Source organism: Brucella daejeonensis (assembly GCF_014199265.1).
Lineage (GTDB): Bacteria > Pseudomonadota > Alphaproteobacteria > Rhizobiales > Rhizobiaceae > Brucella > Brucella daejeonensis.
Genome location: NZ_JACIJG010000007.1, coordinates 185,268 through 200,286, shown reverse-complemented (window position 1 = coordinate 200,286; position 15,019 = coordinate 185,268). Strand labels below are relative to the sequence as shown.

Here is a 15,019-nt window from a genome sequence, read left to right as displayed (position 1 = left end):
AGCGTGGCCAAGACGCTCAGACAAACCGATCCCGACTTTGAAAATCAGTTCGCGGCATTTCTTGCCGGCAAGCGAGAAGTGTCGGAAGATGTGGATCGCGCCGCCCGTGAAATCGTCGAGCGCGTACGCCTCGAAGGCGACGGCGCATTGATCGACTATTCCCGCCGCTTCGACCGGATCGATCTCGAAAAGACTGGAATCGCCGTCACGGAAGCTGAAATCGACGCGGCCTTCGAAACAGCGCCAGCCTCCACCGTCGAGGCTTTGAAGCTGGCGCATGAGCGCATCGAAAAACACCATGCGCGGCAATTGCCGCAGGATGATCGCTATACGGACGCGCTTGGCGTGGAGCTGGGTTCGCGCTGGACGGCAATCGAAGCCGTCGGGCTTTATGTGCCGGGAGGCACGGCGAGCTATCCAAGCTCGGTGCTGATGAATGCGGTGCCGGCCAAGGTGGCGGGTGTGGACCGGATCGTCATGGTGGTGCCGGCACCCGATGGCATTCTCAATCCGCTGGTGCTCGTTGCCGCCCGCCTTGCAGGCGTTTCCGAGATTTATCGGGTCGGTGGCGCGCAGGCCGTGGCGGCGCTTGCCTACGGCACTCCGACAATCCGCCCGGTGGCAAAGATCGTCGGCCCCGGCAATGCCTATGTCGCCGCTGCCAAGCGCATCGTTTTCGGCACGGTCGGCATCGATATGATCGCAGGCCCCTCGGAAGTTCTGGTCATTGCCGACAAGGACAACAATCCCGACTGGATCGCCGCTGATCTGTTGGCCCAGGCGGAGCACGACACCGCCGCGCAATCGATCCTCATGACGAATGACGAGGCGCTTGCCGAAGCGGTCGAGGCGGCGGTTGAGCGTCAGCTTCTGACCTTGTCGCGTTCTGAAACGGCGGCTGCAAGCTGGCGTGATTTCGGGGCCGTGATTCTGGTCGAGGATTTCGAGGCGGCCATTCCCCTCGCCAATCGCATCGCGGCCGAGCATCTGGAGATCGCCACGGTCGACGCCGAAGCGCTGCTGCCCAGAATCCGCAACGCGGGATCGATCTTCATCGGCGGTTATACGCCGGAAGTGATCGGCGATTATGTCGGCGGCTGCAATCACGTGCTGCCGACTGCGCGTTCGGCGCGTTTCTCGTCGGGCCTGTCGGTGCTCGATTATATGAAACGCACATCGCTTCTCAAACTCGGCCCGGATCAGTTGCGTGCGCTTGGACCTGCGGCGATCGAGATCGCCCGTGCGGAAGGGCTTGACGCCCATGCGCAGTCCGTCGCGATCCGGCTGAACCTATGAGGTGACATGAGCGCCGGTGTTCCAAATGCCCGCCTTGTTGATGTCGAGCTCGATGAATCCATCGGGCGGTCGACGCCTGATGTCGAGCATGAACGCGCGGTCGCCATCTTCGACCTCATCGAAGAAAATTCGTTCCATCCCGTCGGCGACGAAACCGGCGGACCTTACCGGCTGAAATTGTCGCTGATGGAATCGCGGCTGATCTTCGCCATCACGCGGGAAGCGGGCGAGGAGGTTGCCACCCATATTCTTTCGCTCACGCCCTTGCGCCGCGTGGTGCGGGATTATTTCATGATCTGCGAGAGCTATTATCAGGCGATCCGGTCGGCCTCGCCCAGCAAGATCGAAGCGATCGACATGGGGCGGCGCGGCCTGCATAACGAAGGATCGCAAACCCTTCAGGCCCGCCTGAAGGGCAAGATCGAGGTTGACTTCAACACGGCGCGGCGGCTCTTCACGCTGGTCTGCGTCCTGCACTGGCGAGGTTGATCGACGATGACAGTCGCCGATGTGCCCGCCGCGAGCGGCGCCGCCGAAAACGAGGAAGACCTGAAACGGCGCGACAAACGGCAATTGCCGACGTCGCTTCTTTTTGTCTGCGGCAAGAATGCAATTCGCTCGCCGATTGCCGAACTTCTTGCAAGACGGTCCCTGCCACCCAATATTTATATCGCTTCCGCGGGTGTCATGCGGGGCGAGCGCGATCCCTTTGTCGATGCCGTGCTTCGGGAAGAAGGATTGTCGCTCGACAACCGGCAGCCGCGCGGCCTCGAAGAACTGGCGGACGGCTATTTCGACCTCATCGTGACATTGACGCCGCTCGCGCATCATACGGTTCTGGAACGGATGCAGGGCTTCTCGGTGGATGTCGAATACTGGCCGACACCGGACCCGACGCTTGTGACCGGCAGCCGCGACCAGATCATGGCCGCCTATCGCGATGTGCGCGATCGATTGAAGCGCCAGATCATGCACCGTTTTGGTGAGCAATAAGTTCGCCGAATTCCGTTGTTCACAAATGCCGCCTAATCATATAGGTTCCGCGCAAATTCAGACCAGAAGTCCGCCCGCGGGCGGCATTTTACCGAAGAAAGAAACAGGTATCGCATGGCGAAAGAAGAAGTCCTCGAATTTCCGGGTGTTGTTACGGAACTGCTGCCCAATGCAATGTTCCGCGTAAAGCTCGAAAACGAACATGAAATCATCGCTCATACGGCAGGCCGTATGCGCAAGAACCGCATTCGCGTTCTGGCAGGCGACAAGGTTCTGGTCGAAATGACCCCTTACGATCTGACCAAGGGCCGCATCACCTACCGCTTCAAGTAAGCGATCCGTTCCCGTTCCAGGAAATGTCCATTCGATGAGCGCGCAACACAAGCTGGTTCTGGCCTCCGGTTCTCCACGCAGGATCGAGCTTCTGGGGCAGGCAGGCATCGAGCCGGACCATATCTGCCCGGCGGATATAGACGAGACGCCCCAGCGCACGGAACATCCGCGCTCGCTGGCGCGACGTCTGTCGCGCGAAAAAGCGCGCAGGGCCGGAGAGCGGCTGAAGGACGATGCGAATTTCTCCGGCGCCCTCGTTCTTGCCGCCGACACGGTTGTGGCGGTGGGACGTCGCATTCTGCCCAAGGCGGAAATTGCCGATGAGGCGCGGGAGTGCCTGCGGCTGCTTTCCGGTCGCACGCACAAGGTTTTCACGGGCGTCAGCCTGCTTCTCCCGAACGGCAATCTGCGCCAGACGCTGGTCGAAACGCGCCTGCGCTTCGAGCGGCTGTCCCGTATCGAGATGGACGCCTATCTCGCCTCGGGCGAATGGCGCGGCAAGGCGGGCGGCTATGCGATCCAGGGGCTGGCGGGCAGTTTCGTGGTGAAACTGGTCGGTTCCTACACCAATGTGGTCGGTTTGCCGCTTCAGGAAACGGTCAGCCTGCTCGGCGACGCCGGTTATCCGGTCTATGCCAACTGGGGCAGCGGCAAGGTCTGAGCGTCTGAATCAAAAAGCGGCAGCCTCGGCGAAAATGGCGATTTTTGGAATGACCCCGAAGGACTGAAATGACTGACAAGAAGGACATATCGGCGGCGGCGGGATCGCGTGTGACGCCGCTGCGCCCGACGCGGCCTTGCCCGGAATGCGGCAAGCCTTCGGCTCGCGAATCCTATCCGTTCTGCTCGCCGCGCTGCAAAAGCATCGATCTCAATCGCTGGCTGTCGGGCAGCTATGTGATCCCCGGCAAGCCGCTCGATGAAGAGGAAGAAGAGGGAAACTGAGCCTCTTTATGGCGATTTGATCCAACGAAATCAGCTATTTATCGAAACTGTGAGAAAAGCTGATAAAAATTGCGATCCGGTGCTGGACAGCGCGAAATTTAATGCTATAACCCACCCACTTCCGGCGGGAACCAACACCGCCCTGAACAAGCTGGTTGCTTGTTACGGATGCCCGGATAGCTCAGTTGGTAGAGCAGCGGATTGAAAATCCGCGTGTCGGTGGTTCGAATCCGCCTCCGGGCACCACTCCAAAGTCCCCACGATCTGAAAAACAGTCCGGCCTCTTTGTCGGTTTATGTCGCTTTTTGATTCAGGCCCTCAGGCGGCAAGTGGTCGAAGCGTCTGGATAAGGCTCTCTGCGTCGAGCTGAAACCCGTCATAGACGACGCGCCCATTCGGCGCGATCACGACAAACCACGGGGTGCCGCCGGTTCGATATGCTTCCATGATGGCGGGAACCGCATCTGCCGAAGCATCGTTGGAAACCGCGTGCCCAAAAGGAACATGCAGGCCGTATCGCAGCTGATTTTCTCGCAGGCGCTCGATGGTGTTAACGTCCGAGCCCTCGAATACGGTCTGGATAGCCGCCAGCCCGACCTTCTGGTCACGAAATCCCTCCGCAATTCTCACGAATGTGGGGAAGCCGTGGGCATGGCAACCCGCGCACCAATCCTGAAAGAAATACAGTATTTTAAAGCCCTGCCCGAAGTCGGCGAGGCTCAGGGGATGGCTCTCATTGCCGTTTCGATCGATCCACTGGACATTCTCAAGTTCGGGCGCAGGCAATCCGACAATTCCCGTTTTCATGAAATTCTCCTTCGGTCGGCGCGCGGCGTTGCACCGCGCGCCGTGAATTCGCCAAATCCTAATTGGGTTTAGACCCTAGGCTGCGTCGCCGGTCCTGCGTGGCAGCACCCAATCGGGCCGGGCAAAATGGCAGGTATATCCGTGCGGAATGCGTTCGAGATAGTCCTGATGTTCCGGTTCTGCCTCCCAGAAGTCTCCGACCGGCTCGACTTCGGTGACGACCTTGCCGGGCCACAGCCCCGACGCGTCGACATCGGCTATCGTGTCCAGCGCAACGGCCTTCTGCTGTTCGTCGGTAAAATAGATTGCCGAGCGATAGCTTGTGCCGATGTCGTTGCCCTGACGATTGCGTGTCGTCGGATCGTGGATCTGGAAAAAGAACTCCAGCAACCGGCGATAGCTGGTCCTTGCCGGATCGAAAGCGATCTCGATTGCCTCGGCATGGGTGCCGTGATTTCGGTATGTCGCGTTCGGCACGTCGCCACCCGTATAGCCGACGCGGGTCGAGATCACGCCTGGCAGCTTGCGGATGAGGTCCTGCATACCCCAGAAACAACCGCCGGCGAGTACAGCGCGTTCAGTTGACATTAGATGTCCTCCACCTGATCGAGAAATTCACCGTAACCCTGTTCGACCATTTCGTCCCGCGGCACGAAACGCAGCGAAGCCGAATTGATGCAATATCGAAGGCCGCCCCGATCGCTCGGTCCATCCGGGAAAACGTGGCCAAGATGGCTGTCTCCATGGGTCGAGCGCACTTCCGTGCGGATCATGCCATGACTGGTATCGCGCAATTCGTTCACATTCGCAGGCTCGATAGGCTTGGTGAAACTCGGCCATCCGCAGCCCGATTCATATTTGTCGGAAGACGCAAAAAGCGGCTCGCCCGAAACGATATCGACATAAATGCCGGGCTCATGATTATGGAGAAGGGCGCCGGTTCCCGGACGTTCGGTTCCGCTTTGCTGGGTCACCCGATATTCTTCCGGCGAAAGATTGGCGATCGCAGCTTCTGTTTTCCTGTAGGTCGTCATGTGAAACTCCTTTCTGCCATAGAGATGGATGTTCGATCTCAAGATATCCAATACGTCGCGGCTATAGTTTCGATGTTTAGGATCTTTTGCCCGGTCACAAGGCCAAAACGCCGGTAATCCTGCAAATTCAGGACCACGCAAAACGCTCGACCAACATGCGGAGCTGTCGCAGGGCCGTAGCTGTTCCCGACCCCGAAATCGACTGGAATGCGATTACGCGCGACAGGTTGAGCGTTTCGACCGGGCGCAATGTCAGGCCGTTCACGATTGCGGAGTGCTCGGGCAACATGCAAACGCCCGCACCCTCGGCCACCGCCTGCTGAATCAAATCCTCCCGTTCGGATCGCAACCGCGGAAGCATGATGATATCACGGTCGCGCAGATGCGTTTGCACGCGCGTGCGGAATTCGCAACTGAGGCGGTCGAGATAGGGCTGCTCCGACAGTTCGGGAAGTGAAACCGAGCTTCGATCCGCCAGGATGTGCCCTTTCGACATGGCCAGTAACAACCGCTCCCGGCCCAATTCCACAGTGGCGACTTTCGTGTTTCCCGTGGGGGGATCGGTGCAGAAGCAACCGTCGATCTGGCCGTTCAGGAGCCGTTCCAGCGCGTCGTCGCGGCTTGTGGGCTGAAAAACCAGTTCGAGCATGGGCATCTGGCGCAGCGCATGAGCGGCGAAACCGGTAATCATCGAGGGCGCGATGGTGTTGGCGACCCCCAATGTAAGCGTTTCCCGCCGGCCGCGCACCCGATTGAGGGAGATGGCCCGAATACGCTGCTCGCCTTCCAGGATAGCCGTAAATTCGGACCGTATATCGCGGCCGAGCGCCGTCAGCCGGCTGTCTTTCCCGTCGCGATAAACCAGCGTGCCGCCCAACTCCTGTTCAAGCCGCTGTATGGCACGGGTAAGCGTCGGCTGGGACACTCCGCTGCGCGTGGCCGCTTCGGTGAAGTTCAGCGTATCCGCCAGGTTCAGGAAATACCGGATCTGGTTGAATTCCATCGCACGTCAGCTTTCTCTCCCGCGACCGGCGGCGTTCATGCCGTTTTCGCCTTGTTCTTGTCCTCGGTCTTCGTATCGAAGTCGGAGGCGTCGTGCCGTTCATGAAGCTGCTCCGACGGGGCGCCGCTGGTGCGGTTGACCATTCGGCCGCGCTTCAATGCCGGACGTGCGAAGAGCTGGTCTGCCCAACGCATGACGTTCTTGTAATCGCTCACCGAAAGGAACTCCGCCGCATCGTATTGCCAGCCCTTTACCAGTCCGCCATACCAGGGCCAGATCGCCATGTCGGCGATGGTGTAGTCGCTGCCTGCGATGAATTCATTGTCGGCAAGACGGCGGTCGAGCACGTCGAGCTGCCGCTTTACTTCCATGGCGTAACGGTTGATCGGATATTCCAGCTTGGTCGGCGCATAAGCATAAAAATGGCCGAATCCGCCGCCGAGAAAAGGTGCGGAACCCATCTGCCAGAACAGCCACGAGAGCGTTTCGGCGCGGGCTGCGGGACCCGTCGGCAGGAATGCGCCGAACTTTTCGGCGAGATATACCAGAATGGCGCCGGATTCGAAGATGCGGATCGGCGACGGTCCGCTGCGATCCATCAGCGCCGGAATCTTGGAGTTCGGATTGATTTCGACAAAGCCGGAGCCGAACTGGTCGCCGTCGCCGATCCTGATCAGCCAGGCATCGTATTCGGCGCCGCCATGGCCGAGAGCCAGCAGCTCCTCCAGCATGATCGTAACCTTCTGGCCGTTCGGGGTGCCTTGCGAATAGAGCTGTAGCGGGTGCTTGCCCACGGGCAGTTCTTTTTCATGGGTCGCACCGGCAATTGGCCGGTTGATATTGGCAAAGGTGCCGCCGCTGGCCTTCTCCCAGGTCCAGACCTTCGGTGGAGTATATTCGCTGTTAGTGCTCATGATATGTTCTCCTGAAACCGGTTATGCCGCGGGCGGGAAATTCGACGGGAAGAGCGCGCGCTTGGTTTCCTCATCGTTCACACGCTTGAAGGGATGGTCCTTGCCGATGTCACGCGCACGGGCCACGGCCGGTCGCGCATCGACCGTTTCGAACAGACGTTTGAGGTTGGGGAACGGCGCGAGCGGGTCGTCTGCGCCTTTCATGACGCGCGAGGCGCGGTCGAGCCAGCCCCAGGCGGAAATGTCGGCGATCGTATAGGTCTCGCCGACGATATAGTTTCGGCCTTCCAGATGATCGTTGAGAACCTGATAGTGGCGCTCGGCCTCGCGCCGGTAGCGGTTCACCGCGTAGTCGAGACCCTCAGGCGCGGAGAACTGGAAATGCACGGCCTGACCGGAAAACGGGCCAAGGCCCGAGGCGATGAACAGGAGCCAGGAAAGCAGCTCCGGCCGGTCTTCGGGAGCGCCGAGAAATTTCCCGGTCTTTTCGGCAAGATAGATCAGGATCGCGGTGGAATCGAAAATCCGTGTCTCGCGTGCGCCGGGGCCTTCGGTGTCGACGATGGCGGGCACCTTGCCGTTCGGATTTATCGCAAGGAAGGATGGCATATGCTGCTCGCCCTTGCTGGTGTCGACCGGAATAGCCTCATAGTCCAGACCGGACTCTTCCAGAAAGAGAGCGATTTTGGCGGGGTTTGGTGTCGGATGGAAATAGAAGCGGATCATGATCTCTCCATTCGGGGCTGCAATTCAGCATGATTTGCGTGTGGCTGTCACCCTATTCGGGTTTTTGTCCACTTATGGCTTCACTGTCTTGGAAACGGGAACCGAGACAGATGCATGGAGAAGCAGGAGCGAAGCGGCCAGCAGAACGAGGTCCTTGAGCAGAAACTGTCCCGGCGCTGCCGATATCGCCGGAAATCCGCCGGCCGTTCGCTCGGCCACGCCGGGCGTGCTGAGGAAAAACGTGAGCGTGACGAGATAGGTCGCAGCCGACATCGCCGCTCCCAGGGCGGAAAAAACGGGCTGAAAGGCCCCGACGATGAGAGCCGCCGCGGTCGACAATTCAAGCGCGCCGATGACATAACTTGCGCCTTGAACGCCGAACAGCATGTGCAGCCAGTTCATGATCGGGCTGTGTTCAATGAACGGAGCAATGCCGGCCGCTTCATATGCGGTAAATTTCATGCCGCCGAACCAAAGGAAGATTACGACGAGAGCCCATCGGAGCAGGGCGAGGGATCTGTAGGAACCCGTGTTCTTTTCGGCAATCCGGGGTTGAAACCGGCTGGGGGAACTGGTCATCTGGAATCTCTTTTCAGGTTGGTTTCTGGTGGAAGGCGGCTCATACCGTCACGCCTGAGCTACCCGGAGTTTCAATCGGCCCGAAGACGTCCATCGGACAGTCGCCGCAGCACCTCTCGTCGCAGTAGCGACAGGTTGTCAGCGCGGTAAGAGCGTTCTCCGGCAACGTGCCGACGATTGTTTCGGCTATGCGTTCGAGAACGGCCAGATCTTCCGGGGACACATGCCCGAGCAGGGAGGCCAATGCCTCATGACGAAGGGCGAGTATTTTGTCGCGCAATTGCAGTCCGTCCGGCGTCAGGGTCAAAGTCATCATTCTGCGGTCGCTCGCGGAGGGTTGTTTAACGACGAGCTGGCGCCCGATCAGACGATCAACGAGCCGAACCGCTCCTGCATGAGTCAATCTCAGGACGCGGCTCAACTGATCGATGGACATTGCCGGCGCATGTCCGATCACAATCACCGCCGACACGGTCTCTCCCCCTTGCGGCATTGCCTCGGCCACTGCCGAACGTATCCTGTCCGACACGCCTACAGCCAGGACGCCAAGGAGATTTACCAGCCGATCCGACGCTTCCATCGTATTGCCCTCAGAATTATATATATGACTCACTCATATATTATGGATAGCAGGCGCTCTTGATGTGCGCAAGCCGATAAATCGGAAAATTGCACGGAAAACTTGAATCGGGGCATGGTCTGTTTGATTTCGGGCGGTAATAGCTGTCAAAAATGCGACTTTATCAAAGACTGAAATGTATAGTTTCCATAAAAGAAAGCTTTGTAATTCAATATGTTTCTCAAGTGGCGATGGTATTTCCGGTATATACATCGCAACTATGGAAACTATGTTTTCCGCGCATTGGAAATTGCCATTTCGCCATGCGACAAATGGCCATCGACATTGAAAGTGTCGGAGCCTGTTTCAAAAATTGCCGTGAGCGACTGCAAATGGCGATTTCTGGAACAGGCTCACATGGATATTCGGCCGAGGAGGCAATACACATGAAGGCTATCGTAGTGACGGAGCAGGCCGCGGGAACGGCCGGGATGAAACTTGCCGAACGCCCGGAGCCGCAGGCATCGATAAACGACGTGGTCGTTCAGGTTTTCGCCTCGGGATTTGTTTCCACCGAACTGGAGTGGCCTTCGACATGGACCGATCGTCTTGATCGGGACCGGACGCCCTCGATCCCCGGACACGAAGTGGCCGGGGTCGTCACCGCCCTTGGCTACGGCACGACCGGACTGACGGTGGGGCAGCGCGTTTTCGGCCTCACGGACTGGACCCGCGACGGAACCCTTGCGGAGTATGTGGCTGTCGAGGCGCGCAATCTCGCTCCCTTGCCGGGCGATGTCGATTTCGCGGTGGCCGCCAGCCTGCCGATTTCCGGGCTGACCGCATGGCAGGGACTGTTCGATCATGGCCGCCTTCAGGCGGGCCAGAGCGTTCTGGTGCATGGTGCGGCTGGCGCTGTCGGGTCGATGGTGACGCAACTCGCCCGCGAGGCTGGCGGTTACGTCATCGGGACCGGACGCGCCGCCGACCGTCAGACGGTGCTCGACATCGGCGCGCGGGAATTTGTCGACCTCGACAACGATCCCCTTGAGGAAGCTGGTCGGATCGATCTGGTGTTCGATGTCATCGGTGGCGATATCGGCAAGCGTTCCGCGAATCTGGTTCGGGCAGGCGGGACGCTGGTTTCCGTCGTCGGACCGGTCGAGGCAAGACCCGTCGATGGTCTCGCGGTCGATTTCGTTGTCGAGTCCAATCGTGCCCAGTTGAACGAGATCGTCCAGCGGGTGCGGGACGGGCGATTGAGAACGAATATCGGCCGCATTTCCACGCTTGACGATGCTGTGGCGGCTTTCAACCCGTCCGAAAAGCGCAGGGGCAAGACGATCATTCGGGTCCAGCCCTGACCCGAGAGCCTGTGCCAAAAGCCGCCATGGGTGGCGGCAAATGGCAGTTTGTCTCAAGCTTCGGTCACTTTCAGCCCGCGCTGCACCGCCGGACGTTCCAGACCGCGATCGAGCCACGCCTGCACATGAAGAAAACGGTCGAAGCCTACAAGTTCGCGCGCTTCGTAAAAGCCGATCAGGTTGCGCACCCAGCCGAGCAGCGAAATATCGGCGATGCTGTAATCGGCGCCCATCACCCAGTCACGAGTTGCAAGCCGCTCGTCGAGGACGCCAAGCAGTCGCGCGGATTCCGCCGCATAGCGGTCGCGCGGACGTTTGTCCTCATACGATTTGCCGGCAAATTTGTTGAAGAAGCCGAGCTGACCGAACATCGGTCCGACACCGCCCATCTGCCACATCAGCCACTGGATCGTCTCGTAGCGGCTATTCGGATCGGAGGCGATAAACTGTCCGGTCTTGTCGGCGAGATAGAGCAGTATCGCGCCCGATTCGAACAGCGCGAGCGGCTTTCCGTTCGGTCCGTGAGGATCGTAGATTGCGGGTATCTTGCCATTGGGATTAAGCGCCAGGAAAGCCGGGTCATGGCTCTCGTTCGCTCCAATATCGATGCGGTGCGGCTCATAGGCAAGGCCCGTCTCCTCCAGCATGATGCCGACCTTTACCCCGTTTGGCGTCGGCAGGGAAAAGAGCTGGAGCCTGTCGGGATGCTTTGCGGGCCAGCGTGCGAAAATCGGATGATCCAACGTCATTTCTTTCTCCGGGACTTGGTTTGCGTAACTTTATATACGAAAGGCCCGGATGCACCCGAAAAGAATTCCGGGTGCATCCGGGCCGGGCTGGTGTGGTGGATTTGAAGTTTCTATCATTTGTCTGGCATCCACGTTTAGGAACTTCGAATCCGTAAACCACACGAGAGATCAGATCGAGCCAGCCGGTATGACAGCCGGAAAATCCCTTTCCGGATCGAACACGTTATTGAAGAAGTTCGTGAGCGAATACATGGCAACCAGCGAAACGATCTCCATGACATTCGCATCCGTATAACCGGCATCGCGAACGGCTTTTATGTCGGCATCGCTGACCTTGCCGCGGGTTTCGATGACCTTGCGGGCAAACTGGACGGCGGCGTCCCGCTTCGGGTCGCTGGCATGGCCCTTGCGGGCCAGAACGATTTCATCGGCCGGTAACTTGGCCATGTGCTCGGCCGTAAAGCTGTGAACCGTCAGGCAATAGTCACAGCCATTCACCTCGGAGACGGCAAGGCCGATGCTGTCGCGCGTTTTCACGTCGAGCGCCTTGCTCAGGGATCCAAGCAGGGTGGCCCAGGAATTGAACGCGATCGGGCTCAGCGCGAAAGCCGCCATCATGTTCGGGGTAAACCCGATATTCTTGGTGAACGCATCGAGCGTCGGTTTGGAAGCGGCTGGCACATTTTCCGGATTAGGCACAGTGATTCTGGACATTGTATTCTCCTTAAGTTGCTGTTTTTTGGGAAGTTATGCGAGATCGAGGACATCGATCACCGGCAGGCGCGGCTTTTGCGGCCAGTTTCCGGGGCGCTCCGGCCCGATCGACAGAAGCATGACGGGCACTTCGTCTTCGGCGAGGCCGAATTCGCGATGTACGGCCTCCGCATCGAACCCGATCATCGGCGTGGAACCGAGGCCCAGCGAACGGGCCGCATAGATGATTGCCGACGTGCCAAAGGTTGCAGTGCGGACGGCCTCGTCTCGCTGGCGCTGCGGCTGCTCGAAATACAGGCCGCGCGCGGCGATCTCCCAGTCCGGCACCATCTCTGCCGGCATGATGCCGGCCTCAACCACCGGCGCGAGGCGGTCCGGTATTGTGCTGGCATCGGCCAGCCGACCGATGACGATAAAGGTGACGGCGGCATCGGTGATCGCCGGTTGGTCCCAGGCGATCGGGCGCAGCCGCGCCTTGGCTTCGGGCGTCCGCACGGCGATGAAGCGCCAGTTCTGCAAGTGGAAGGAAGTCGGGGCCGAGGTGCCGATCCGCACGAGTTCGCGAATCTGGTCGTCGCTCAGGGTTGCGGCGGGATCGTAATATTTGGCGGCGCTGCGGCTTAAAAGATTCTCGATGACGGCGTTTGTCATGGCGGTTCCTCATCAGTTGGTTAGGAACCCCACTTTAGGTCTCGGAAATGCTAACTTCGAGACGATATTACCTCAATATAATGCTCAAAAGGATCAAATCTGCGGATGATAGCTCACGCGGCGCGGTGCCCGCGCGAAATGCTCCCCGGTCATTGAGGGCGCCGCCGCACGGGCTTTGGTATTATTCGCGTTCGCTGGCCAGATGCCGCCATTGTCCCGGCGTCATGCCCATTCTGTCGGCGAACACGCGCCGGAAGGCCGAAATGGATTGATAGCCGACCAGTTCGGCCACGGCTTCGGTGGCCATTGCCGGTTTTTTCAGCTCGTTGGCAGCCAGACTCATCCGGATATCGGTTAGCAGTTCGGCTGCCGAACGCCCCAGCCTGTTCTGAAAGTGCCGCATGAAGGTGGCGCGCGACATATGGCACAAATCGGCCAGCTCGGTCAGCTTCCACGGCTGCGCGGGATCGGAGAACATTGCCGAGATTGCGGGGGCCAGTCTTGGATGGCCTGCCAGCGCGAGCAGGCCTTCCGGGGCCTGTTCCGATTCGCTCGCCGCGCGCATGACCAGTGTGAACAACGCCGAGGAAAGTGCGTTGAGAATGGCGCGTCCGCCCGGCCGGTCGCTGGCGGACTCCATCCGCATCAGCCCCACGAGGCTGGCCAACTGGCCCGAAGCGCCTCCGACGTTTTCCTGACCATGGTCGTCCATGGCCCGTACCACGAGATTCGTGGGCAGGTAATTATGGATCAGCCGGTCATGCGGCGGCGCGATAAAAAAACGTCCGCACAGCATGTCCAGATGTTCGCCCTGACCGTCATTCTCGCTGAGCATCCATCCGGCCGACCCCTGACGATTGTGCGTAAGCCCCGGCTCGTGTCCGCTGCCGTCGTGCAGCACATGCGCCGCCCCGTGCGGCAAAAGCACGATATCGCCGCCCACAAGCTCCCTGACGGCTTTTGTTTCCGGGTCCTCGATAACGGCGCGCCCCTTGAGCACGACGTGATAGGGGATTTCATGCGCCGCGGACCGGGCCCAGGCGACGCGCCATGGCGCGCCGTAGGCGCAGCGCACCTCCAGTTGACCGGTGACGGTGATCATGCGCGAAAGCTGGCTCAGCCAGTCGACCTGGGACATATGACTTCCGGATTTTGTAATGTTCGGGCGACCTTAGCAAAAAAGACGTTAGAGCGCTGGTCTGATTCAATCAGATCGAAACGTGATCCCTGCCGAAACCGGCTATCGGCGGTAAAATACGCAGTAGCTTTCCAATGGCCAAGATTATTGTCGAGGCACAGCTACTATACTGTAGTGATGAAGAAGAAATGGCGCGCCCCACCGGGTGAAGATGACAACTACGTTTACTCCATAGCCCTATAAATCAGGGACCGAGAATCGACCGGAAACCAATGGTATTACAATGGGTTTCCGGTCGATACGTTTTCACCATGTGTTTCTGCGGACCCGGCGCTAAAGCGCCGGGGCTTTGTCACTGGCGGCTCTCCGGCTCTCTACAGCGCAATGTGGTAGCGCGTTCGCCTCCGGGCCGGCGCGGCTGCCGCCGCGTCTCATCTGATCGTTACGAAGAAAATTGCTAAGGGCGTTGCCCTCGCGCGGCGCAAGAAAACTCTCCGGCCTTTCGCGGCATAAACGGCCCGCTCCCCGCAAGCGGGTCCCCTCCATTTATTCCACGGTGCCAAAGACTTCTCCTGCGCCTTGCTACCCGTGGCTCGCCGCCGGGCAAGGGTTCAGGAGCGGCGCTGCGCTGCTCTGAACCCCAAACCCGAGGATCAGAGACATGACCAACCTTTCCGACAGCAATCCCCGCATCTATGTCGCCTGCCTTGCCGCCTACAATAACGGCTATCTGCATGGGGCTTGGATCGAGGCGGATCAGGACGCGGACGAAATCAGGGACGAGATTGCGGCCATGCTCGCACGGTCCCCCATCGAGCACGCGGAGGAATATGCCATCCATGATTATGAGGGCTTCGAGGGCGTCACGATCAGCGAATATGCCGGCATCGACACCGTGGCACGCATGGGCGCTTTCATCGCCGAGCATGGCGCGCTAGGCGCTGGCCTGCTGGATCAGTGCGACGATGACATGGACCAAGCCGAAACCGCCTTGCGGGACTGCTATCACGGCCAGTTCGCCAGCCTTGCCGACTTCATGGAGGACTTGACCGCTGAAAGCGGCATGGCGATCCCCGAGGCGCTACGCTACTACATTGATTGGAAAGCAATGGCCCGCGACGCTGAAATGAACGGCGAGTTTTTCACAGTCGAAACCGCACATGACGAGGTGCATGTGTTTTCCAGCCAATGAAAGCCGGAGCGTCTTGCCCGCA

At 59.4% G+C, this 15,019-nt stretch carries 21 protein-coding genes and 1 tRNA gene; 10 read left to right on the top strand and 12 right to left on the bottom strand.

Features of this window, described 5'->3' with window-relative positions:
- The first annotated feature begins 3 nt into the window (after positions 1 to 3).
- The 8 genes from hisD (at position 4) to FHS76_RS11320 (ending at position 3,813) form a co-directional block, all read left to right on the top strand.
- Positions 4 to 1,296, top strand: a complete 1,293-nt coding sequence (gene hisD / locus FHS76_RS11355) for a histidinol dehydrogenase (RefSeq protein WP_183652221.1) — start codon at positions 4 to 6, stop codon at positions 1,294 to 1,296.
- A gap of 6 nt (positions 1,297 to 1,302) precedes the next feature.
- Positions 1,303 to 1,785 carry a UPF0262 family protein gene (locus FHS76_RS11350; protein WP_183652218.1) on the top strand — a complete coding sequence of 161 codons (483 nt, stop codon included), beginning with the start codon at positions 1,303 to 1,305 and terminating at the stop codon, positions 1,783 to 1,785.
- 6 nt (positions 1,786 to 1,791) lie between these two features.
- Positions 1,792 to 2,289, top strand: coding sequence for an arsenate-mycothiol transferase ArsC (locus tag FHS76_RS11345; RefSeq protein WP_235992643.1), 498 nt, complete (start codon positions 1,792 to 1,794; stop codon positions 2,287 to 2,289).
- 114 nt (positions 2,290 to 2,403) lie between these two features.
- Complete coding sequence (infA, locus tag FHS76_RS11340; protein ID WP_002965531.1) at positions 2,404 to 2,622, top strand: translation initiation factor IF-1; 219 nt, start codon at positions 2,404 to 2,406, stop codon at positions 2,620 to 2,622.
- Positions 2,623 to 2,656: 34 nt separating this feature from the next.
- Positions 2,657 to 3,283 (top strand): Maf-like protein, encoded by a 627-nt coding sequence (locus tag FHS76_RS11335; protein WP_183652216.1) that lies wholly within the window; start codon positions 2,657 to 2,659, stop codon positions 3,281 to 3,283.
- A 68-nt stretch (positions 3,284 to 3,351) separates the two neighbouring features.
- A complete protein-coding gene (gene yacG / locus FHS76_RS11330; protein ID WP_183652213.1) occupies positions 3,352 to 3,567 on the top strand; it encodes a DNA gyrase inhibitor YacG in 216 nt (71 codons plus the stop codon).
- Positions 3,542 to 3,772: a hypothetical protein gene (locus FHS76_RS11325; RefSeq protein ID WP_183652210.1), complete on the top strand. Its 231-nt coding sequence runs from the start codon at positions 3,542 to 3,544 to the stop codon at positions 3,770 to 3,772. The genes yacG and FHS76_RS11325 overlap by 26 nt, the downstream gene beginning before the upstream one ends.
- A tRNA-Phe gene (locus FHS76_RS11320) sits at positions 3,738 to 3,813 on the top strand. Before FHS76_RS11325 ends, FHS76_RS11320 begins: the two co-directional genes overlap by 35 nt.
- Positions 3,814 to 3,885: 72 nt before the next feature.
- Here the strand turns inward: FHS76_RS11320 and FHS76_RS11315 are convergent.
- The 8 genes from FHS76_RS11315 to FHS76_RS11280 all read right to left on the bottom strand — a co-directional run bounded on the left by FHS76_RS11315 (position 3,886) and on the right by FHS76_RS11280 (position 9,210).
- Positions 3,886 to 4,374, bottom strand: coding sequence for a peroxiredoxin family protein (locus FHS76_RS11315; protein ID WP_183652207.1), 489 nt, complete (start codon positions 4,372 to 4,374; stop codon positions 3,886 to 3,888).
- 75 nt (positions 4,375 to 4,449) lie between these two features.
- Complete coding sequence (msrA, locus tag FHS76_RS11310; RefSeq protein ID WP_183652204.1) at positions 4,450 to 4,962, bottom strand: peptide-methionine (S)-S-oxide reductase MsrA; 513 nt, start codon at positions 4,960 to 4,962, stop codon at positions 4,450 to 4,452.
- Positions 4,962 to 5,408 carry a peptide-methionine (R)-S-oxide reductase MsrB gene (gene msrB, locus FHS76_RS11305; RefSeq protein WP_183652202.1) on the bottom strand — a complete coding sequence of 149 codons (447 nt, stop codon included), beginning with the start codon at positions 5,406 to 5,408 and terminating at the stop codon, positions 4,962 to 4,964. The genes msrA and msrB overlap by 1 nt, the downstream gene beginning before the upstream one ends.
- A 127-nt stretch (positions 5,409 to 5,535) precedes the next feature.
- On the bottom strand, positions 5,536 to 6,411 hold the full coding sequence (locus FHS76_RS11300) for a LysR family transcriptional regulator (protein WP_183652199.1): 876 nt from the start codon (positions 6,409 to 6,411) through the stop codon (positions 5,536 to 5,538).
- Between the two features lie 35 nt (positions 6,412 to 6,446).
- Positions 6,447 to 7,325 carry a glutathione-dependent disulfide-bond oxidoreductase gene (gene yghU / locus FHS76_RS11295; RefSeq protein ID WP_183652196.1) on the bottom strand — a complete coding sequence of 293 codons (879 nt, stop codon included), beginning with the start codon at positions 7,323 to 7,325 and terminating at the stop codon, positions 6,447 to 6,449.
- Between the two features lie 21 nt (positions 7,326 to 7,346).
- Positions 7,347 to 8,051 carry a glutathione S-transferase family protein gene (locus FHS76_RS11290; protein ID WP_183652193.1) on the bottom strand — a complete coding sequence of 235 codons (705 nt, stop codon included), beginning with the start codon at positions 8,049 to 8,051 and terminating at the stop codon, positions 7,347 to 7,349.
- A gap of 72 nt (positions 8,052 to 8,123) precedes the next feature.
- On the bottom strand, positions 8,124 to 8,630 hold the full coding sequence (locus FHS76_RS11285) for a YkgB family protein (RefSeq protein WP_183652190.1): 507 nt from the start codon (positions 8,628 to 8,630) through the stop codon (positions 8,124 to 8,126).
- Between the two features lie 40 nt (positions 8,631 to 8,670).
- Positions 8,671 to 9,210, bottom strand: coding sequence for a MarR family winged helix-turn-helix transcriptional regulator (locus FHS76_RS11280; protein ID WP_183652187.1), 540 nt, complete (start codon positions 9,208 to 9,210; stop codon positions 8,671 to 8,673).
- A gap of 425 nt (positions 9,211 to 9,635) precedes the next feature.
- Between FHS76_RS11280 and FHS76_RS11275 the strand changes: the two genes are divergently transcribed.
- On the top strand, positions 9,636 to 10,553 hold the full coding sequence (locus tag FHS76_RS11275; RefSeq protein WP_183652184.1) for an NADP-dependent oxidoreductase: 918 nt from the start codon (positions 9,636 to 9,638) through the stop codon (positions 10,551 to 10,553).
- A gap of 53 nt (positions 10,554 to 10,606) precedes the next feature.
- Here the strand turns inward: FHS76_RS11275 and FHS76_RS11270 are convergent, their stop codons facing one another.
- From FHS76_RS11270 to FHS76_RS11255, 4 genes are all read right to left on the bottom strand, one after another.
- The gene (locus FHS76_RS11270) at positions 10,607 to 11,302 is read right to left on the bottom strand and encodes a glutathione S-transferase N-terminal domain-containing protein (protein WP_183652181.1); all 696 of its coding nucleotides are present in this window, start codon (positions 11,300 to 11,302) and stop codon (positions 10,607 to 10,609) included.
- Between the two features lie 168 nt (positions 11,303 to 11,470).
- On the bottom strand, positions 11,471 to 12,016 hold the full coding sequence (locus FHS76_RS11265; protein WP_183652179.1) for a carboxymuconolactone decarboxylase family protein: 546 nt from the start codon (positions 12,014 to 12,016) through the stop codon (positions 11,471 to 11,473).
- Between the two features lie 33 nt (positions 12,017 to 12,049).
- Positions 12,050 to 12,667, bottom strand: a complete 618-nt coding sequence (locus tag FHS76_RS11260) for a nitroreductase family protein (RefSeq protein ID WP_183652176.1) — start codon at positions 12,665 to 12,667, stop codon at positions 12,050 to 12,052.
- A 181-nt stretch (positions 12,668 to 12,848) separates the two neighbouring features.
- Positions 12,849 to 13,805, bottom strand: coding sequence for an AraC family transcriptional regulator (locus FHS76_RS11255; RefSeq protein WP_183652173.1), 957 nt, complete (start codon positions 13,803 to 13,805; stop codon positions 12,849 to 12,851).
- 661 nt (positions 13,806 to 14,466) lie between these two features.
- Between FHS76_RS11255 and FHS76_RS11250 the strand changes: the two genes are divergently transcribed.
- Complete coding sequence (locus FHS76_RS11250) at positions 14,467 to 14,997, top strand: antirestriction protein ArdA (protein WP_018426339.1); 531 nt, start codon at positions 14,467 to 14,469, stop codon at positions 14,995 to 14,997.
- Positions 14,998 to 15,019 lie beyond the last annotated feature (22 nt).